The organism is Mixta intestinalis (assembly GCF_009914055.1).
Lineage (GTDB): Bacteria > Pseudomonadota > Gammaproteobacteria > Enterobacterales > Enterobacteriaceae > Mixta > Mixta intestinalis.
Map to the genome: position 1 here is coordinate 361,387 of NZ_CP028271.1, position 17,229 is coordinate 378,615.

Sequence of the window (17,229 nt, forward strand, 5' to 3'; positions counted from 1 at the left end):
GCTTACTTCGCTAAGGAAATATTGTGAAAAAAATTACCCGTATAGGTATTGGCGGGCCGGTTGGTTCAGGAAAAACCGCCATTATTGAGGTTATTACACCGCTACTGATACAAAAAGGCGTCAGGCCGTTGATTATCACTAATGATATCGTCACCACTGAAGATGCTAAACAGGTTAAGCGCACCTTAAAGGGTATTCTGGACGAAGAAAAAATTCTGGGCGTGGAGACGGGAGCCTGCCCTCATACCGCAGTGCGTGAAGATCCCAGCATGAACATCGCAGCGGTTGAGGAGATGGAGGCGCGTTTCCCGGACAGCGACGTGGTGTTAATCGAGAGCGGTGGCGATAACCTGACGTTGACGTTTAGCCCGGCGCTGGCTGATTTCTATATCTATGTCATTGATGTTGCCGAAGGAGAAAAGATCCCCCGTAAAAATGGTCCCGGCCTGGTACAGGCCGATATTCTGGTGATTAATAAAATCGATCTCGCGCCTTATGTCGGGGCCAGCCTCGCGATAATGGAACAGGATACCCGGACCGTGCGTGGCGATCGTCCCTATATTCTGACCAACTGTAAAACGGGTGAAGGCGTTGCAGAGCTGGTGGCAATGATTATGCGCGATTTTCTTTTTACCCATTCCGGGCAGGTGGCTCCATGAGGGCAGAGGAGGCGCTCAGAGAGATAGCGCATATTGGACGAGAAGCGCCTGAGCTGGCGGCATATCAACAGGAGCCGCCGCAAATGGCCAGCGGCAGGCCGGGGAAATGTGGTTATTTGCGTCTGGAGTTTGCCCGGCGTAACCGGCGTAGCGTACTGGCACATATGGATCGTCGCGCCCCCAGCCTGGTACAGCGGGCGCTGTACTGGGATGAGGCGATGCCGCACATGCCCTGTGTTTTTATGATTTCCACTTCAGGTTGTCTGCTACAGGGCGATCGTCAGGCGCTGGACATACATATGCTGCCCGGTGCCTGCGGTCATGTCACCACCCAGGCGGCAACCAAAATTCATGCGATGAGCCATAACTATGCTGCCCAGCGCCAGCAAATCACGTTGGAAGAAGGAAGCTACCTGGAGTTAATGCCCGATCCGGTTATTCCGCATAGCAACTCCCGCTTTTTCAGCACGACGCAGATCGTTATCCATCCGACGGCCACGCTGCTTTATGGTGAGATTGTGACGTCTGGCCGCAAATATCATGCTGCCGACGGGGGATTTAACTTTGATCTCTATTCCTCGTCGATCGTTGCACAGACAAACGAGGGCACCGAGCTGTTTAGCGAGCGTTATCTACTGACGCCAAAAAGCCAGCCGCTGGATAATGTGGGGGTGATGGGGCCGTTTTCCGTATTTGGTAATCTCATACTGCTTACGCCAGCGCATCATCATGCCGCTATTTTACAACAAACGTTACCTCTCTATGACGCGGCAACCGGGATAGCCAGCGGAGCCAGCCTGCTGCCGAATCAGTGTGGAGTGATATTTAAGGCGCTGGGCTATGAAGCGCATCAGGTAAAACGTGCGATGCGTGCTTTCTGGCAGCTTGCCCGCCAGGAAATAACCGGTGCGTCTTTAATGCCAGAGTTTCTCTGGCGCTGAGGCTGAAAGGGAGAAATGTATGCGAAATAGCTGCTTGCGGTGGTGCAGTGCCGCGGGACAGGGCGCTACCTGGGTGCTGCGTGGCTGCGCACAGGTCATGTTTCAGGAGAGTGCGCTGTGCGGGTTACTCTTTTTTATTGCTGTCTTTATCGCGGCCGGTCAGGCGCACGAGCTGACGATCGCTGTTGGGTGTCTGTTGGGAACGGCAACGTCGACCGTTACAGCAGCGATATTATTGCCAGCAGAACGAGAGAAAACGGCGCAGGGGCTGTACGGCTATAACGGCTGTTTAATTGGCACGGCGCTGCCTTTTTTTCTGGCGGCGACGCCGCTGATGTGGGGCGTACTAATGTTCTGTTGCCTGCTTTCAGTCATGCTGACTGCGGCGATGGAACGGGCTTTTGCCGTTTATCGACTGCCGGTACTGACGGCCCCTTTTGTATTAATCAGCTGGATCGCACTTTTAGCCAGCTATCATTTCGCCGCGCTGAAGCCGGGCCCTCTGCCCGTACCGGTTTTACCACATGTAACGGCTGTCCAGACAGCGTTGCCTCTGCTAATGCCGGATGCCCTTTTGTCAGGCGTTTCCCAGGTTTTTCTGCTGCAAAGCGACCTGGCAGGTATGCTGATGCTGTTGGGATTAGCGTGTAGCTCGTGGCGGGCTATGCTCTGCGCTCTGGGCGGTTCCATTGTGGCTTTCGGCTTTGCCTGGCTGATGAGTGCAGATGCAGAAGCGTTTAATGACGGTCTTTACTCCTTTAGCGCGGTATTAACCGCCGTCGCTTTAGGGGCTGCTTTTCCCTTCGCCAGCTGGCGGGATGCTATCGGTAGCGTGCTGGGCGTGTTGGCCGCCGTTTTAGTGCAGAGCGCTTTAAATACATTGCTTATGCCTCTGGGTATGCCAGCGTTTACCATGCCTTTTGTCGTGGTCACCTGGTGCTGTCTGTTGGCCAGGCCAAAAAAGCAGTTCGATGACTGCTGTTCATTTAACAGGGAGGAAGTTAATGAAGCATAATATTGCACCTGAACATGGCCATGCCGTGCTGCGCTGGCATGCCGCAGGCTTACTGACGTTGATCGTACTGGTTAATATCGCCGTCTGGCTGCTGGCTTTTGCCGTTTTTGGGCATAACGCCACCCTGATGAGCATGGTTGTTCTCGCCTATAGCTTTGGGTTACGGCACGCTGTGGATGCCGATCATATTGCGGCGATTGATAACGTCACACGTAAAATGATGCAGCAGGGCAAAAAACCTATCGGTATCGGGGCATTTTTTTCACTGGGACATTCAACCATTGTTATTCTGGCAACGGCTCTGGTTGCCGCCGCTACCATGCTGTTACGCGATCGGCTTGAAAAATGGCATCAGATCGGTAGCGTGATAGGAACATCCGTATCCGCTATTTTTTTAATGATTGTGGCGTTACTGAATCTGGTTATTTTGCTGGACGTATGGAAAAAATTTCGTCAGGTAAAACAGGGGATACCGCTGCAGTCCCAACAGCTTGATACGCTGCACCTGGGAGGCGGATGGCTTAGCCGCCTGTGTCGTCCACTGTTTGGCCTGGTCAGCCGCAACTGGCATATGTATTTGGTTGGCTTTCTGTTTGGCCTGGGGTTTGATACCGCTACCGAAATTGGTTTACTGTCAATTTCCGCCACTGGTGCTGGTCAGGGGATGCAATTCTGGCATCTGATGCTGTTTCCCGCTGCGTTTGCCGCTGGCATGATCCTAATCGATACCCTTGATAATTATGTGATGATAGGGGCATATGGCTGGGCCTTTTCACGTCCGGTACGCAAACTCTATTATAACCTGACGATTACCGGGGCATCGGTAGTAGTGGCTCTGTTTATCGGCGGCCTGGAAGCTCTGGGGTTGATTATTGATAAGCTGGAATTGCAGGGCAACATATGGCACAAGATTGCGGTGCTGAATGATAATCTTGGTCACCTGGGTTTTTGGATGGTTGGCCTGTTTATCGGCTGCTGGTTGTTATCAATGGCATGGTATTACCTGTGCGGCTATGACAAATTACAGGTCGATACGTCTCGCTAAAGGCGATCGGTAAGGCGAAACCTTTGGCCTGTGCCCGTCATATCGCATGTTTAATGCGCTGTCGGGCATGGGCTAACCGTTGGTTTTGGCAAAAAACGCTTTAGTGTAAAACGATGCTTCCTGCCGCCAGGCCGTATCAGGCGATCAGCTCAGCCAGAAAGTCGCCCAGCGCTTTGCGCGGGTTATCCTCTTCCGACACAATCATTTCGATGCCCCACTGGCCCAGCACCTCTTTTGCTACCGGATTGGTGCGGTTAGTAAAGAGATAGGAGGTAGGGCGGGCGGAAGCCAGGCCGGTGCGCCCCCACATTTTGGTCAGGCGATAAAACAGCAGGCGAATATTAAAATCGCTGATGCTGTAGCCGATAAACAGCACCGAATTGCCCATCACATCGTGCGTGAGCTTGATATCCAGCGGTGAATCAAAATAGAGACGCTCAAAATAGCTGCTCTCATCCAGCACGATCGAGGTGTCATCATCAAAATCGCCGTGCAGCTTGATGATATGGCGTCGGTTTTCCGTCAACGAAACCAGATCGGCGGCGTTAGCCACCTTATAGTAGGGCACCTTGTGGGCATCATGTGCCATTTCCAGCCAGCGATCGTAGTTGGTGGTATAGATACGTGAGAAGTCACCCTGGGTGATCATGGTATGGATTTCCGACGAGCGCACATCGATATCGGGGCGATGCCATTCGCGATCCATCCAGCTGCGCAATGGGCCCAGCGATCCTTTTTTCTGCTTGTAGTATTCCGCCAGCGACAGATGCGTGCCGTAGGCGTTAAAAATTTGCGGATCGTAGCCCAACTCGTGAGCGAGATGCGTAATCAGCTCATGCCATTCCGGCAGGCCCAGATTGCGCGATACCCCGGCTCCGGCAAACAGAATCAGCTTACCGGCATTGTAAGCGCGTTTGAGTTCGGGCTTCATGGCTGGCTCCTTGCGGTTTTCAGAAAGGCGGCAAAACGATCCAGCGCCAGACGCCGCATAGAGATCTCATGTTTCAGCTCGCCCATTTCGGCGAAGGTCTGCGTATGGCCTTCCGGCACGAAAATACAGTCCCAGAGAAAATCACGTGAACCGGCGGGCTCTGCGACAATTTTACCGCGGACTTCGCCGGAAAACTGATACATTTTGCGCCCGTCGCAGTAGCCGAGCACCGTTTTGGCGGTGGCGTTCTGATTATCCAGCGCCTGTACCAGCGCGGTAAAACGTTCCACCTTCAGCCGGTTCCAGAAAACGCGCGTCAGTCCGGCGGGCAGACCGTTCAGCCCATCCAGATAAAGACCGGTATGCTCGACGAACAGCGGCCGCCCAATCAGGGCAAACGCCTTAGTGAGCTTGTCGCGCACCAGCGCCACTTCATTTTCCGTCTGTATTTCTTCAATACGACAGCTTACTGGCAGAACTTCCACGCCAACCGGCCCCAGAATTCTGCACACTTCGTCCAGCTTTAGCTCATTGCTGGAAAGAAAACGTATCTTCATGCTTCACCCAGTATTATTGCCGCCGGTATGGTTATGATTATCTGCGCAGGGGAGCGCTCACCGACGTCACTCATTGTAGATCAGACGGACAGGGCGATCAGCCTGATATGCTGAGGATGCGAAGGAGATCGGCATCAGATCGTCACCTGATGCCGCAGAGCGTCAGTAGCCGGTTTCCTGGATTTTCAGCGAGGTGTTACGGGCTTTCACAGATTCAGCCGCCCGTTTGCCAGCGAGGAATGCGTGATCGGAATTGTAATATTCCCATTCGCTGTAGCGGCCCGCCAGCAGGATATCCTGCTGGAGCAGCCAGCTGCGGATCAGCGCGATATTGGCGCTGCGCGCATGATCGTAGACCACATACGCGTAGGGAATATCTACCTGACTGGCGGTAATGATCGGATCGTCGGCGTTGATCATGCCAACGGCAATACATTCCTCAATACAGCGCTGGATCAGCGCGTCGCCATTGACCGGCAGCGGTTTATCCGGCGAGTAGCTGATCTCGCAGGTCAGGCCGCAGCCGCCTGGCGGGTTACAGAACGGGCTGGCGTTACCCTGCACAAAGATACGGTGGAATAGCGTATCGCCGGGATAGTAGATCCAGTGCTTCTCGGTGAGATCGGCACGCCCTACGCCGATATTGACGCAGCGAATAGAAACGTGGCGCAGTTTCGAGGCTGCCTCATGCACTGCCGCTGGTGCTTCATCACCGATTAAGGCAATCAGCTGCGGCAGCGGCATGGTGCTGATCAGCTGCTCATAGCGATAGCGTCGACCATCGGCCAGCACGGCGATATGCTGTTCAGGATGCAGCGCCGCCAGCGTGCTGTTGGTTTCCAGAACGCAGGTCATATGCGGCAGGAAACCGTGCATCAGCGCCTGAAAACCGCCTTTCAGCGGATAGCCGAAGCGGGCATTTGGTCCCATCGGTTTTTCCAGCGGTGCCAGCGCGCCTTCGACAATTTGATCGAGATCCGGCAGCGGTACGCGTCCGCCCAGCCATGAGGTTTCCATCTCCGTCAGCGGCAGCGTCCAGAGCTTCTTGTTATAGGGCAGGGCGAAATATTTAGCGATGCCGCGTCCCCAGGTTTTATAGATAAACTGCTCGAAGTTTTCCGTCTTGCTCGCTTCCGGTTGCGGTACGCAGGATTCGCCATCCGCCACCACGCCATCGGCGCAGCAGTCGCGTGCTTCGGCAAGGGTCACCGCCGCGTTCGCTGCTTCCCCAGCGGTGCCGTAACGCGCCTCAATCGCGCCGAGAATGCACTCTTTAATCACTTTGGCAGGCAGTCCATGCAGCGCACCCTGGAAGGGATAGCGCGTGTATGTTCCACCTTCGTTATAGATCCAGGCCTCGCGTATCTGCCAGTGGAGATTATCTCCCAGCAGCATTTCATACATTTTCAGCACGTAAGGGTCCTGGGAAAACATAATGTGTCCGGCGTAGTCGAAGGTGAAGCCCTTATCGTTCAGCGAACGGCACCAGCCGCCCGGCGAGGCATTCTTCTCCAGTACTACCGCTCCTTTGCCGTAGTGATAGCCTGCGCTGAGGCCCGTTGGCCCGGCACCGATAATCAGGCAGGGCACCACCGAAAGCTGTTCGGCGGGATTCAGGCGGTGTGTAACCTGCTGCACTTCGTCGGCAATAACCGGGGTGATATCGGGCGTCGGGGAGCGTGCTGCCGTTGCACCTTTTTTCATCAGCTTATACATCTGCTGCGTTGTGGCGTCCCATGAGGTGGCGGCAACCACCGCCTGCATCTGCTGCGCCAGTAACGCGCGATCTGATTCCTCCAGCGTCAGCGCCCGCTCGCAGGCATGGATAAATTCCTCCGGGGAGTAAGCAATCGCTACCAGTTCGGCATAGTGACGCGCCACGTCAGTGATTGCCGTGCTGACAATTGGCAGCTGGGCAGCCATATACTCCAGCACTTTTGTCGGACTGATAAACTGGGTAGAGGCGTTCAGGGCGAAAGGCATCAGGCAAACGTCCCAGCCCGCAAGGAACTGCGGCAGCGCCTCATAGGGCTGCTGGCCCAGCCAGTGAATATTGGCGCGCTGCGGCAGCGTCGCCGGATCGATTTTTACCACCGGACCAACCATGACCAGCTGCCATTCCGGATGGGCATCGGCGAGCGCGGCTAACAGAGGTAGATCGAGACGTTCGTCGATAACGCCATAGTAACCCAGGCGCTTTGGCGGCAGCGTCTGCTGGAGCGGATGGCCGTTACTGCGATCCAGCGCCTGTTCAAAATGCACTGCATCAACGCTGCTGGGGAAACAGTAAACGGCGTGATGCCGGTGCTTTTTCGCTTCATACAGGCTGGAGCCGCCGGTGAAAACCAGATCGGCGCGTGCCATCAACGCAGATTCACGCTGCTGAAGCTGACGCGGTGCCTGATTAAAGGCGGAAAGCTCATCCATACAGTCGTAGATCACCAGCGACGGCGTAAAAGGCGTGAGCAACGGCAGCGCCATCGGCGTGTAGAACCACACTACCGGCTGCTCCTGCTCATCAACCAGCTCCGTCAGCAGCAGCTGTAAGGTGGCGATCTGATCGTCGTGAAAACCGGGCGCGGCTATCGGCGTATGAGGCTGGATCACGGTGATGTTGGGGGCGGGCGTGTCATAGTGAAGTGACGCCGCCTGTTCATCATAAATAGGTTCCTCAATAAACAGCACGCGGTAATGCTGTGCCAGACGCGACAGCAAATGCTGTGGACGCTGAAAAACAAATCCCCAGCGCAGGTGGCTAAAAACAATCAAGGTTTTCTGCTGCATACCATTCTCCTTATTCTCCGCTGCCGGAGGAGTAAACGACTGGAAATTAACAAGCGTCTTTTGCGCTTCACGCAACGCTGTCGCGTAAGACTGATTGATTAAGCGAAGGAAAGGATCGATTCCGTTGTGGTCAAGATCCCACAGGCCGCTACGGGGCCAGGCGTTCAGATCCTCCCACTTGGGGCGATCGAGGATGGGATAGAGGCAGGCACCGCGCAGATCCACGCCTGCCAGCTGTGCCTGAGCCAGTTGCGCGGCGACGTCGCGGATCCAGGCCCCGCGTCCGCTACCAAAGTGGCTGGTTTCCGCCAGCAGCAACGGACGCTGGTAGCGCTGATGCAGCTCCGTCAACATCTGATGCAGCGGCTTTCGGCGGCGGTCGCCAAGGTGCCAGTACAGGCGCGCCATCGAAGGAAACTCCCACTGGTTATCGTGGTAATAGTTCACGCCGATCAAATCGAGATAACGCGGTGCCCCTCCCAGCTCCGGTGCCAGCCTGCCGCTCAGCATGTCCCACGCCTGAAACTGTGCGTTACTGTGTGAGCGGGCGACCTGCACCGCCTCCGGCGTCTGCTCGCTGGCGATAATGTGAATGATGGGATCGCAGTGCAGAATGCGCGCCCGACTATCGGCCTGCCAGATAGCATCGCAGGCGGCTAATGTAGCCTTCACCAGTTGGCGCTTACAGGCATCGGCGGGATCGCGCTGGGGCAGATAGCGGCAGGGAAAAAGGCCAACGGCCAGCCCCCAACTCAGAAAAGAAAGCTCATTGATGGGGGAATAGACAGGCGGCTGTGTGGACCAGGGGGCCAGATAACGGGCTGCCGCGCCACAAAAGGCAGCGAAGCGCGGGATAAAGTCGTCGGAAAAGAGATTAAGATCGTCTGGCCAGCCGTAATGGCACAGCGTCCAGATGATTTGAATATCATGTTCCTGTGCTGCCTGTAGCCGGGTAGCGAGTGAGGAGAAATCATAGTCGCCGTGACGATCCGCCAGCCGCCAGCCGATGCTTTCCCGCACCGTGGAAATATTAAACGCTTTTAGCGCAGCGTAATCCTCACCGGCGCGGCGCAGATGATCGTTGGTTTCGTTCATCGCCAGCGGTTCGCCGTGCGGATTGATATGGTCCGCGCCTTCGTAACCTGCCTGCCAGAATGATGCAAAAGTTGTCATTACCGTTCTCCAGCGATCGATCCGCAACATTCCCGGCGGGTGAACGCACCTGATAAAGCAAAAAAGAAGCAGGAAAAAGCGGCATGGAGGGGGCGCGCTGCTTCGTGTATGGCTGACATCTTTTGGCAAAATGTCGGCGGGTAATGCCGTAACTGCTGTGAAAGTTAAGGAAGGTAATGAAGGGTCTTAATAACGCAGTAGACGGTTTATTGAAGTGACGGCTACGCTTGTTATATTTATTTTATTAAACAGTTTCGTTGCTAAAGTTCTTGTTCGAAGTATAGGTCAGACGGGGATATGCGCAATAAACAGGGAGGTTTACGGTCTTTCTTCGGAATATCCCTGGTGTTTAATCCATTTAATCATTAATTAAATTTATTGTTTTTCTGGCGAGAGCGAAACGCTATCAGGGCCATAGACAGTCAGTTTCTTTTATCAGATGAGTTCAGCTAAGCCATTGAGTTCATGACGCGGTACAGGCCTGATGTGAAGCATTTTCTGTAAATAATCGGTTGTGACTGAAGCGGGCCTGAGGCTGTTTCCCCTAAACAAACGCCTGCCCGAAAAATAAGCTGCTTAGTTGCTAACAAAAGGGAAAGGGCGCGCTTGCGTTGAAAGCGTAGTGAACGGAATCCTGGCTACAGGAAGAAAACACACTATGGTTTTTTATTCAAATTTTATGAACTTTTTTAGCAAATCCTTCCGCTTTTTAAACCCCATCTTCCTGCCTACTATTAGCACATCGAGGCAGTATGCCTCATCAACCTTCTACTGTATGGGAAAATTATTATGAAAAACGTCAAATTTTTTGCTGCAGCCGTCGTGCTTTCTACGCTTTCATTCACCAGCTTTGCTGAAAGCGTAACGGCTACCGCGCTGACGCTGGATGCCGCCGAGGCAAAAATCGCTGCGCAGGCACAGCAGCAAGGTGCCAGCTACAAAATTACCGAAGCGAATTTTAATAACGGCGTACACATGACTGCCGAACTGACAAAATAAACGACGCCGCTAAGCCGTTGTAAAGAGGACTGCGGATAACTTTTGCTGCTGTCCGGCGTTGTCTGCCGGGGAACACCGGAGGGGAAATAATGAATATCATGCGTGCCAGCCCGACACAGCTGTTTGAATATGGCCCTTTTACCATCAGGCGCATGCGCCCTGGTGAAATAGACCCGGCGGCTAACAGCAGTGCCTTTGGGCCGCTGGCCATTGTTGACCATATGCAACTGAAAAGCGGCGCGCGTATCGCCATGCATCAGCATGTTAATGATGAAATTCTGCATTACGTCTGGCGTGGCTCCCTGTTCCATGAAGATCGGTCTGGCGAACGGACGCCGCTGTCCACGAAAAAAGTGATGCTGATTAGCGCCGGTGAAGGTACGGAGCATGAGGAGTCTGCTCCTGTCGTAGAGACGGAAATGTTGCAAATCTTTATCCGGCCTGAAGAAGCAGGTGGAGAAGGGCGCGTTCAGTTTATGACTCGCCCGCAAGGCATCGCTGAAGATCGGTGGACATTGTTGGCGGGACCAGAAGGGGAAGCGGCCCCGCTGACGCTGCGGCAACGGGTATGGGCCTGGGATATTCGCCTGGCGAAACAGGCGATAACAAAAGCACCCTGGCACGCCGGACTGGCGCAGTGGCTTTACGTTGCTGAAGGTACTATCACCGTAGGTGGTGAACGGCTGGGTAAGGGCGATGCACTGAGCGACGGCTTAAACCCGCTGCCGCCAATTGAAGCCAGCCGTGACGCTATCCTGGTTTGTTTGCAGGTGGATCTTCAGGCGCAGGCCACACTGGCAGGACATATCAGCGGTCATTAACACAATATCTTCCGGGGCAGCCTTAGCGGGTTGCCTCAGCAGCAGGCCTAAAGATTTTTACTAATTGAGCATTATTTCATATCCGACAGATTAATAATCAGGAGACAGCGCTGGATAGCGGAGAAATACTCTATTTTGGTGGTGTTGTTTAATTTAAAAATGGAGTGAAAAGCGGAGTGGAAATAAATATTTTTTCAATTATTCAAAAACCTTTTTCTCTTTCTGAAGAGGGAATTAGTAAATATACGATATCGTTGTGAAATTATCGTTATAGTATCCCTTCGGTTGTAGATTAAAAATGTTAAGTCAGAGGTTAACTGACGAAGGCGAATAAACAGGACTAATTAAAAAGGAGTTTATTATGCGTGAATTGACTTTTGCTGAAGTTGAGCATGTAACCGGGGCCGGTTTGATTGATGGTGCTTTTGGATTAGTAAGCGGTGGCCTGGCTCTGGCTGGTAATACCATTATTTTTGGTGTAAAGCTGTTTAATGATTTTCTGAACACCCCATTAGTTTCCTCAGTGGGGACCGTTTTTGATGCGGTAGGCATTGGTATTATCCATGTTGCTGCTGATTTTATCGGCTTTAGCATAATGAAAGCTATTTCTACCGTTGGTATTCTGCTGGGTGGCGACGATAGCTGGGTTAATTATCACTGGAATGCCCAGTGGTGGAAATAATTTCTGCTGATTAAAAAAGGCCTGTTAACCAGGCCTTTTTGCAGAAAGCAGGCGGGTGAGGCCGCCGCTTTCTTTGTTAGTTTTTATTTTTATTGGCTGTTAGTGTTTCACTAACAGCTTACGCATAAAGGGTGATGTAAAGATTTTATGCGGATCGTTTTTGTCAAAGATGTCGATAGTTTTGTTCCAGTCCGGATAGCAGGAAGGAACGACGCTGGTCAACATTTTTTCACTGGTCCATGCACCTTTTTCACCGTAGCCCCAGCCTTTACTCCACTCAACACGTACGGTTGAATCCGGCGTGTTGTAGTGGCTAAACACCCACTCTTCCATTTCCACGTAAAACTGCAATGCGTCCGGCGTATCGGGCATGGTCAGGTTATCGATCCAGATAGCCACATCCCATTCCGGATGGCCTTCAACCGGGCGAGCGGCGGAAAGCGCAGGCGCAACGGCACCGGGCACCACTGAATCCTGCGGTTTATCAATCCCGGTAACCCTGATTTCAATGGCGCAGCTCATCGGGTAAGAGTTACGGGCTTTGTACACATCCACCATTTTCAGGTACTGCTGAATAAAGTCATGGATGGCGCGCTGTGCTTTGTCACGGCGGGTGATAATTGCATAGCCGTTAGCGGTAACGCGCAGCGTGTCAGGACGAACATAAAGCAGCAGGTTTTTACTCCAGCCCCAGATATCGCTGGTCAGCGTTTCGCGCAGGCCCAGTTGTACCAGACTCATTTCTGTCTGGCCCAGTAACGGCGTCAGATCTGGCTTGTTGTTAGCAATAGCCTTAACCAGGCTGGAGATCTGAATGGGTGCCTGATCGGAGAATGTATAGTTAAAAGGCGCGTTAACCTGTTTAACGTTGCGTGGACGCTTTGGTGATATCGTCCAGGTTTTCAGCCACGGATATTCAGTAAACGGGAACCAGATGGCCTCAGCGCGCCCACAGGCATTCAGATAATGCTCCATGGTACGCATGCCAGGTTTGGTTTCGGCAGCGAACAGTTCATCAATATGAATATCCACGATACTTTCGCAGCGCATCTTATCATTTACCGGTACCTGCATGGTGACATCATATACCAGGGTACGGCCCAGAGCGGTCAGATACGGTGCGATTTCCGGATCGTTACGTTGCAGGGTTTTCAGCTCATAAGACTGCTTCTGCGCATTCCAGACCACGATGGTCATCGCCATAATGGCGTTACTGACAGTACCGTAAGTGCCGCCAGGCTTCTTCGTTTCGCCAACGGCTGGCGTACAGGTGCCGTGGCCGTCGATAGTCAGAACGCCACCCAGCGTCAGGTCGCCCGGTGCAGGCGTGGAGTAGAAGCCGTAGCCTTTTTTCTCCAGCTTGGTCAGCAGGGTTTCCATATCAATACCGGCCTGAGCGGTAAAATAGCCGTAAGACTCACCTTTATTAATGGTGACTTTATTCAGGTGACGGGTTAAATCAACCAGAAGAACTTTTTCATTATTATTACCGTTGGCGATAGTGAGCGGCGACCAGTTATGTTTGAAGCCGACAGCGCGTACCGTATAGCCATTTTTGTAGGCCCAGTTTGCTACCGTTATCAGCTCATCCCCATTTTTCGGCGCACAGCAAACGAGATTTTTTCCGGTTACTTCTTTTGACCAGTTTTCGAAGTCAAAATAGGTTTTTGAAAGTGGCAGTGAAGCGAGTGCATTATTAGTTACGGTCATGCGTTATTCCTTAACGTGAAGTTTGAAAATACTTTTCCAGATTACTTTCGTACGTACTACTGTATATATATACATGATGGATTTTAAGGGGTTCCCGGATTTTGTCAATAGCCTAATTTCAGATGGAGATTTGATTAGTCTGGTAATGTTTTTTATTGAAATTAAAATCGAATAAATAATTGTGATTTTGTGGTGACTAAAGCAGGGAGCGGATAAGGTCTGTATAAAAGAAGAGTGCCAAACGTTACCTGTAAATTTATGTAATACAGGAGTTTTTTATTTTATTCATTTATCGAAATATCGCCGAAAAAAATCACTTTTAGCACGATTGAAATTGTGACGCTAAAGAATTTATAAATTTCCATAGTGGAAATGATTTGTAGAATACCTCTTCGCAATAACGTTGCTGTATACGGAAGGTATTTCATTACACGGGTTGAGAGTTAATAAGAAATTTCAGTATTTTCTGAGTTTTTCTGTGAGAGAAATAGAAAAGTTACCATTTTTAGCGTTGGGTGGAATTATATTGCGAAGATTTGCGGTAAATGAAAATAATAAATTCAGGCATGATGCTGCCGCTGAATATTTGTTTTGTCATTTATCTGGCCCGGCGTAACGCAAAAACGCTTATCTTTACAGATAACCCGCTGGAGCCGGAGGATAGTCCGTTGCTGCCGTTTGTTGCGGTACAGGCTATGATGGCGGGCCGATCGCGATCGTCTACAGGAGAGTGAAATGACCCAGCCAGCTACCCGGTACGAAGTCTCTTTTCAGCAGGCAATGCAGCGCACGGCGGCAGAAAAAGAGATTGTGCTGGATACACAGCAGCAACGCCTGATAACCCAGCTGGATGGATTAATTGCCCCCCTGTTGACGGGGCAGGCTCGTGGCAAAAACGGTGACGGGCTCTATGTCTGGGGGCTGCCGGGACGAGGAAAAACTTTTATCGTTGACGCCTTTTTCCGCTGGGTGCCACTGACAAAGAAAAAGCGGATACATTTCCATCTTTTCTTTCGTGAGCTGCATCAGACAATCGCCCGTGGCAGCAGCGTGGATGCGGCGATAGCCGCCAGCATTAATGATTGTCAGCTGCTCTGCTTTGATGAATTTCATCTGCATGATATTGGCGATGCGATGTTGATTAAGCCGCTACTGATACAGCTTTTCCAGCGCGGCGTACTGCTGGTGGCGACATCTAACCATCCACCGGAGAATTTGCTGGCTAATCCCCTGTATCATCAGCGTTTTGTGCCCAGCATTGAGCTGATACAGCAGCATATGACGCTGGTAGCGCTGACGGGCGGGGATGATTACCGCACGCGACAGCATCAGCACGATCCGTTCAGTACCGGGGCAATGCTGCCTCCCGGTGCGGGTGCATGGCGTCAACAGCTGATGCTGCCTGAACCTGCCGCCGCGCCTCTGCCGCTGCCGGTAGGCTATCGTACGCTGGAGGTGCTTTCGCCCGCGCAGGAGGTACTGCATTTTTCTTTTCATGCGCTATGCGAAACGCCCACGGCAGTTATGGATTATCTGGCGCTCAGCCAGCATTATCACCGCTGGTTAATTGAAGATGTGCCACCGTTGGAAAGCGTTTCACCCGCCGTCCAGCAGCGTTTTATTAATCTTATTGATGTACTTTACGATAGTGCATGCCAGCTGTTTATTACCACAACCTGCTCATTACCCGCGCTAACGCAGGGCGTTGAGCTGGATGATATTCAGCGTACCGCCAGCCGTCTTGCTCTCCTGTCTCGCTGCCAGAAGCCGGACTAAAACGCTTTCCGCCAGAAAGTTAGCAGAGAGCTAAACTCGCCCGGCGAGGCTTAAATCAGCGGGTGCCGACGGCCTCGCTTGCGCCTTCTGATTCCCGCCGCTGCGCTTGCAATGTGAGGCCGTCAACTATACTGAAACGGTATTCAGTTATGCCGCCAGTACCGTTTGAGCCGCGATATTGACTGAATAATAACCATCCTGAATTGTATTTACGGTATCAGATGCCGCCCACCTGAAGGAGAAGCGATTATGACCAGTCGACCACAACCGCCACAGCCAGAGCAGCAGCAGGAAGTACCAGGTTCTATTTTTGATATGCAGCCCGCGCCCGATCATGGCGAAGAAAGCTATCAGGGTTCAGGCCGTCTGGCAGGCAAAAAAGCCATTATTACCGGTGGTGATTCCGGCATTGGGCGCGCTGTGGCAATCGCCTTTGCGCGAGAAGGTGCAGACGTACTGATCTCTTACCAGGACGAACATGAGGATGCGAAAGATACCGCTCGTCTAATCGAAGCGGCAGGGCAGAAAGCCGTGCTGGTGCCGGGAGACATTACCGAATCAGAACACTGCCGCCATATCGTGCAACAGGCGGTCAGCAACTTTGGTCAGATTGATATCCTGGTGAATAATGCCGCGTTTCAGATGACGCGCGAATCGCTGGATGAAATCAGCGATGATGAGTTCGATCGCACCATTAAAACCAATATCTACGCCATGTTTTATCTCTGTAAGGCGGCGGTGCCCCATATGCCAGCCGGCTCCTCTATTATCAGTACCGCCTCGGTGAATGCCGATCAGCCTAAGCCCAAACTGATCGCCTATTCAGCGACCAAAGCGGCGATCGTTAACTTCTCCGGCAGTCTGGCGGCGTTGCTGGCGGATAAAGGCATCCGCTCTAATACGGTAGCGCCTGGCCCTATCTGGACGCCATTAATTCCGTCCACCATGCCGCCGGAACAGGTGAAAAACTTTGGTAAAGAAGTTCCTCTTCAGCGCATGGGGCAGCCGGCTGAACTGGCACCCGCCTATGTAATGCTTGCCAGCGATGAGGCCAGCTATATTTCCGGGGCAACCATCGCGGTAACCGGCGGCGTGGCCGTTATCTGACGATATGCTGTTGACGGCAGTCGCGTTGCTGCCGTCATGTGGCGCGTTAATTAAACGGATACTCGCGCGCCAGTACGCGAGAAATAACGTTGAGCGCGCCTTCATCATCGTTGCTTTCGGTACGATAACGCGCCGTCGCCAGCACCGCTTCCACCGCGTTTGCCATCGCAAAGCTGTAGCCCGCCTGTCGCAACATTTCAATATCATTGCCGCTGTCGCCAATCGCTACCACTTCACAATCGTCAATGCCCCAGCGCTGCTGTAGCAGGCTGATGCCGTGCGCTTTATGCAGGCCAGGAATGATTAAATCGATAAAGCCGAAGCCGCTGGAAACCGGGTGCATAATATCGCCCGCCGCCTGAAGGGCGGTGGTCAGCCGCGCCATCAGTGGCGCAACGCCTTCCTGCGGCAAATTAAGCGAGAACTTGAAGATAGTATCGTCGATGGTGCTCAGATCGTCACATTTTTCCAGCCGTCGATAGTGGTTTGACAGCCGCGCCACCACCTCGTCCGGCATCGAAGGATCGATCCAGGCGCTGCGCTTGCCGCACACCACGGTATGAATGTCTGGCTCTGTTGCCAGGATCGCCAGCACCTGCTTTACCTTTTCGGCGCTGAGTTCGCCACAGAACACTTCTTCATTACGATCGCTGATCCAGGCACCGTTTTCCGCCACGAACGCGATCTCATCGGCGATTTCAGGAAAATAGCTTTGCAGCTGATAGTACTGATTGCCGCTGGCAACCACGAAACGAATATCGCGTTCCTGCAAGCGGGCATACTGACGCAGAAAGCGCGCCTTGTTATAACCTTTGGCGGAATCCAGGAAGGTTCCGTCCATATCAACCGCAATCAATTTTACCGCCACCAGGTACTCCTTCGAATAAGAGGCCGCTCCCTGAGCATCAGGGAGGAACCTTAAAATGAACCGGGATAGCGCCCGTTACCTGCACAGCCGCGCCACACCAGTCGTCAAATAATTAAGCAGATAATAATATCGCTTATCAGACTCTGTTTCAGTACGGCGCG

General features: G+C 52.6%; 15 protein-coding genes. 10 read left to right on the top strand and 5 right to left on the bottom strand.

From position 1 onward, the window contains the following. The first annotated feature begins 23 nt into the window (after positions 1-23). From ureG to C7M51_RS01590, 4 genes are read left to right on the top strand one after another with little or no spacing between them, the layout of a single operon-like run. Positions 24-659: an urease accessory protein UreG gene (ureG, locus tag C7M51_RS01575; protein WP_160619884.1), complete on the top strand. Its 636-nt coding sequence runs from the start codon at positions 24-26 to the stop codon at positions 657-659. Then, the gene (locus tag C7M51_RS01580) at positions 656-1,600 is read left to right on the top strand and encodes an urease accessory protein UreD (protein WP_160619886.1); all 945 of its coding nucleotides are present in this window, start codon (positions 656-658) and stop codon (positions 1,598-1,600) included. Before ureG ends, C7M51_RS01580 begins: the two co-directional genes overlap by 4 nt. A gap of 19 nt (positions 1,601-1,619) precedes the next feature. Beyond that, entirely contained in the window at positions 1,620-2,615 is a 996-nt protein-coding gene (locus C7M51_RS01585; RefSeq protein WP_160619888.1) for an urea transporter, read from the top strand. Beyond that, positions 2,605-3,660: a HoxN/HupN/NixA family nickel/cobalt transporter gene (locus C7M51_RS01590; RefSeq protein WP_244323786.1), complete on the top strand. Its 1,056-nt coding sequence runs from the start codon at positions 2,605-2,607 to the stop codon at positions 3,658-3,660. Before C7M51_RS01585 ends, C7M51_RS01590 begins: the two co-directional genes overlap by 11 nt. A 136-nt stretch (positions 3,661-3,796) precedes the next feature. Here C7M51_RS01590 and C7M51_RS01595 read toward each other — a convergent pair whose 3' ends face one another. From C7M51_RS01595 to C7M51_RS01605, 3 genes are all read right to left on the bottom strand, one after another. Then, positions 3,797-4,591 (bottom strand): SIR2 family protein, encoded by a 795-nt coding sequence (locus C7M51_RS01595; RefSeq protein WP_160619892.1) that lies wholly within the window; start codon positions 4,589-4,591, stop codon positions 3,797-3,799. Then, positions 4,588-5,148 carry a non-canonical purine NTP pyrophosphatase gene (locus C7M51_RS01600; protein ID WP_160619894.1) on the bottom strand — a complete coding sequence of 187 codons (561 nt, stop codon included), beginning with the start codon at positions 5,146-5,148 and terminating at the stop codon, positions 4,588-4,590. The genes C7M51_RS01595 and C7M51_RS01600 overlap by 4 nt, the downstream gene beginning before the upstream one ends. 162 nt (positions 5,149-5,310) lie before the next feature. Further along, positions 5,311-9,105 (bottom strand): NAD(P)-binding protein, encoded by a 3,795-nt coding sequence (locus C7M51_RS01605; protein WP_160619896.1) that lies wholly within the window; start codon positions 9,103-9,105, stop codon positions 5,311-5,313. A gap of 789 nt (positions 9,106-9,894) precedes the next feature. Here C7M51_RS01605 and C7M51_RS01610 point away from each other — a divergent pair. From C7M51_RS01610 to C7M51_RS01620, 3 genes are all read left to right on the top strand, one after another. After that, complete coding sequence (locus C7M51_RS01610; protein WP_160619898.1) at positions 9,895-10,104, top strand: YdgH/BhsA/McbA-like domain containing protein; 210 nt, start codon at positions 9,895-9,897, stop codon at positions 10,102-10,104. Positions 10,105-10,193: 89 nt separating this feature from the next. Then, positions 10,194-10,925, top strand: coding sequence for a pirin family protein (locus C7M51_RS01615; protein WP_244323787.1), 732 nt, complete (start codon positions 10,194-10,196; stop codon positions 10,923-10,925). A 361-nt stretch (positions 10,926-11,286) separates the two neighbouring features. Beyond that, positions 11,287-11,607, top strand: coding sequence for a hypothetical protein (locus C7M51_RS01620; protein ID WP_160619900.1), 321 nt, complete (start codon positions 11,287-11,289; stop codon positions 11,605-11,607). A gap of 99 nt (positions 11,608-11,706) precedes the next feature. Here C7M51_RS01620 and C7M51_RS01625 read toward each other — a convergent pair whose 3' ends face one another. Then, on the bottom strand, positions 11,707-13,317 hold the full coding sequence (locus tag C7M51_RS01625; protein ID WP_160619902.1) for a cholesterol oxidase substrate-binding domain-containing protein: 1,611 nt from the start codon (positions 13,315-13,317) through the stop codon (positions 11,707-11,709). A gap of 545 nt (positions 13,318-13,862) precedes the next feature. Between C7M51_RS01625 and C7M51_RS01630 the strand changes: the two genes are divergently transcribed. The 3 genes from C7M51_RS01630 (at position 13,863) to C7M51_RS01640 (ending at position 16,200) form a co-directional block, all read left to right on the top strand. Then, a complete protein-coding gene (locus C7M51_RS01630; RefSeq protein ID WP_160619904.1) occupies positions 13,863-14,051 on the top strand; it encodes a hypothetical protein in 189 nt (62 codons plus the stop codon). 1 nt (position 14,052) lies between these two features. Then, positions 14,053-15,093, top strand: coding sequence for a cell division protein ZapE (zapE, locus tag C7M51_RS01635; RefSeq protein WP_160619906.1), 1,041 nt, complete (start codon positions 14,053-14,055; stop codon positions 15,091-15,093). Between the two features lie 249 nt (positions 15,094-15,342). Then, entirely contained in the window at positions 15,343-16,200 is an 858-nt protein-coding gene (locus C7M51_RS01640) for a glucose 1-dehydrogenase (protein WP_160619908.1), read from the top strand. A 46-nt stretch (positions 16,201-16,246) separates the two neighbouring features. Here the strand turns inward: C7M51_RS01640 and C7M51_RS01645 are convergent, their stop codons facing one another. Beyond that, on the bottom strand, positions 16,247-17,068 hold the full coding sequence (locus C7M51_RS01645; protein ID WP_160619910.1) for a Cof-type HAD-IIB family hydrolase: 822 nt from the start codon (positions 17,066-17,068) through the stop codon (positions 16,247-16,249). Positions 17,069-17,229: the final 161 nt, after the last annotated feature.

Bases quoted from the DNA above. Each gene is read 5' to 3' on its own strand.
- C7M51_RS01580 (WP_160619886.1), top strand. From the start codon at position 656: ATGAGGGCAGAGGAGGCGCTCAGAGAGATAGCGCATATTGGACGAGAA.
- C7M51_RS01585 (WP_160619888.1), top strand. From the start codon at position 1,620: ATGCGAAATAGCTGCTTGCGGTGGTGCAGTGCCGCGGGACAGGGCGCT.
- C7M51_RS01590 (WP_244323786.1), top strand. From the start codon at position 2,605: ATGAAGCATAATATTGCACCTGAACATGGCCATGCCGTGCTGCGCTGG.
- C7M51_RS01595 (WP_160619892.1), bottom strand. From the start codon at position 4,591: ATGAAGCCCGAACTCAAACGCGCTTACAATGCCGGTAAGCTGATTCTG.
- C7M51_RS01600 (WP_160619894.1), bottom strand. From the start codon at position 5,148: ATGAAGATACGTTTTCTTTCCAGCAATGAGCTAAAGCTGGACGAAGTG.
- C7M51_RS01605 (WP_160619896.1), bottom strand. From the start codon at position 9,105: ATGACAACTTTTGCATCATTCTGGCAGGCAGGTTACGAAGGCGCGGAC.
- C7M51_RS01610 (WP_160619898.1), top strand. From the start codon at position 9,895: ATGAAAAACGTCAAATTTTTTGCTGCAGCCGTCGTGCTTTCTACGCTT.
- C7M51_RS01615 (WP_244323787.1), top strand. From the start codon at position 10,194: ATGAATATCATGCGTGCCAGCCCGACACAGCTGTTTGAATATGGCCCT.
- C7M51_RS01620 (WP_160619900.1), top strand. From the start codon at position 11,287: ATGCGTGAATTGACTTTTGCTGAAGTTGAGCATGTAACCGGGGCCGGT.
- C7M51_RS01625 (WP_160619902.1), bottom strand. From the start codon at position 13,317: ATGACCGTAACTAATAATGCACTCGCTTCACTGCCACTTTCAAAAACC.
- C7M51_RS01630 (WP_160619904.1), top strand. From the start codon at position 13,863: ATGAAAATAATAAATTCAGGCATGATGCTGCCGCTGAATATTTGTTTT.
- zapE (WP_160619906.1), top strand. From the start codon at position 14,053: ATGACCCAGCCAGCTACCCGGTACGAAGTCTCTTTTCAGCAGGCAATG.
- C7M51_RS01640 (WP_160619908.1), top strand. From the start codon at position 15,343: ATGACCAGTCGACCACAACCGCCACAGCCAGAGCAGCAGCAGGAAGTA.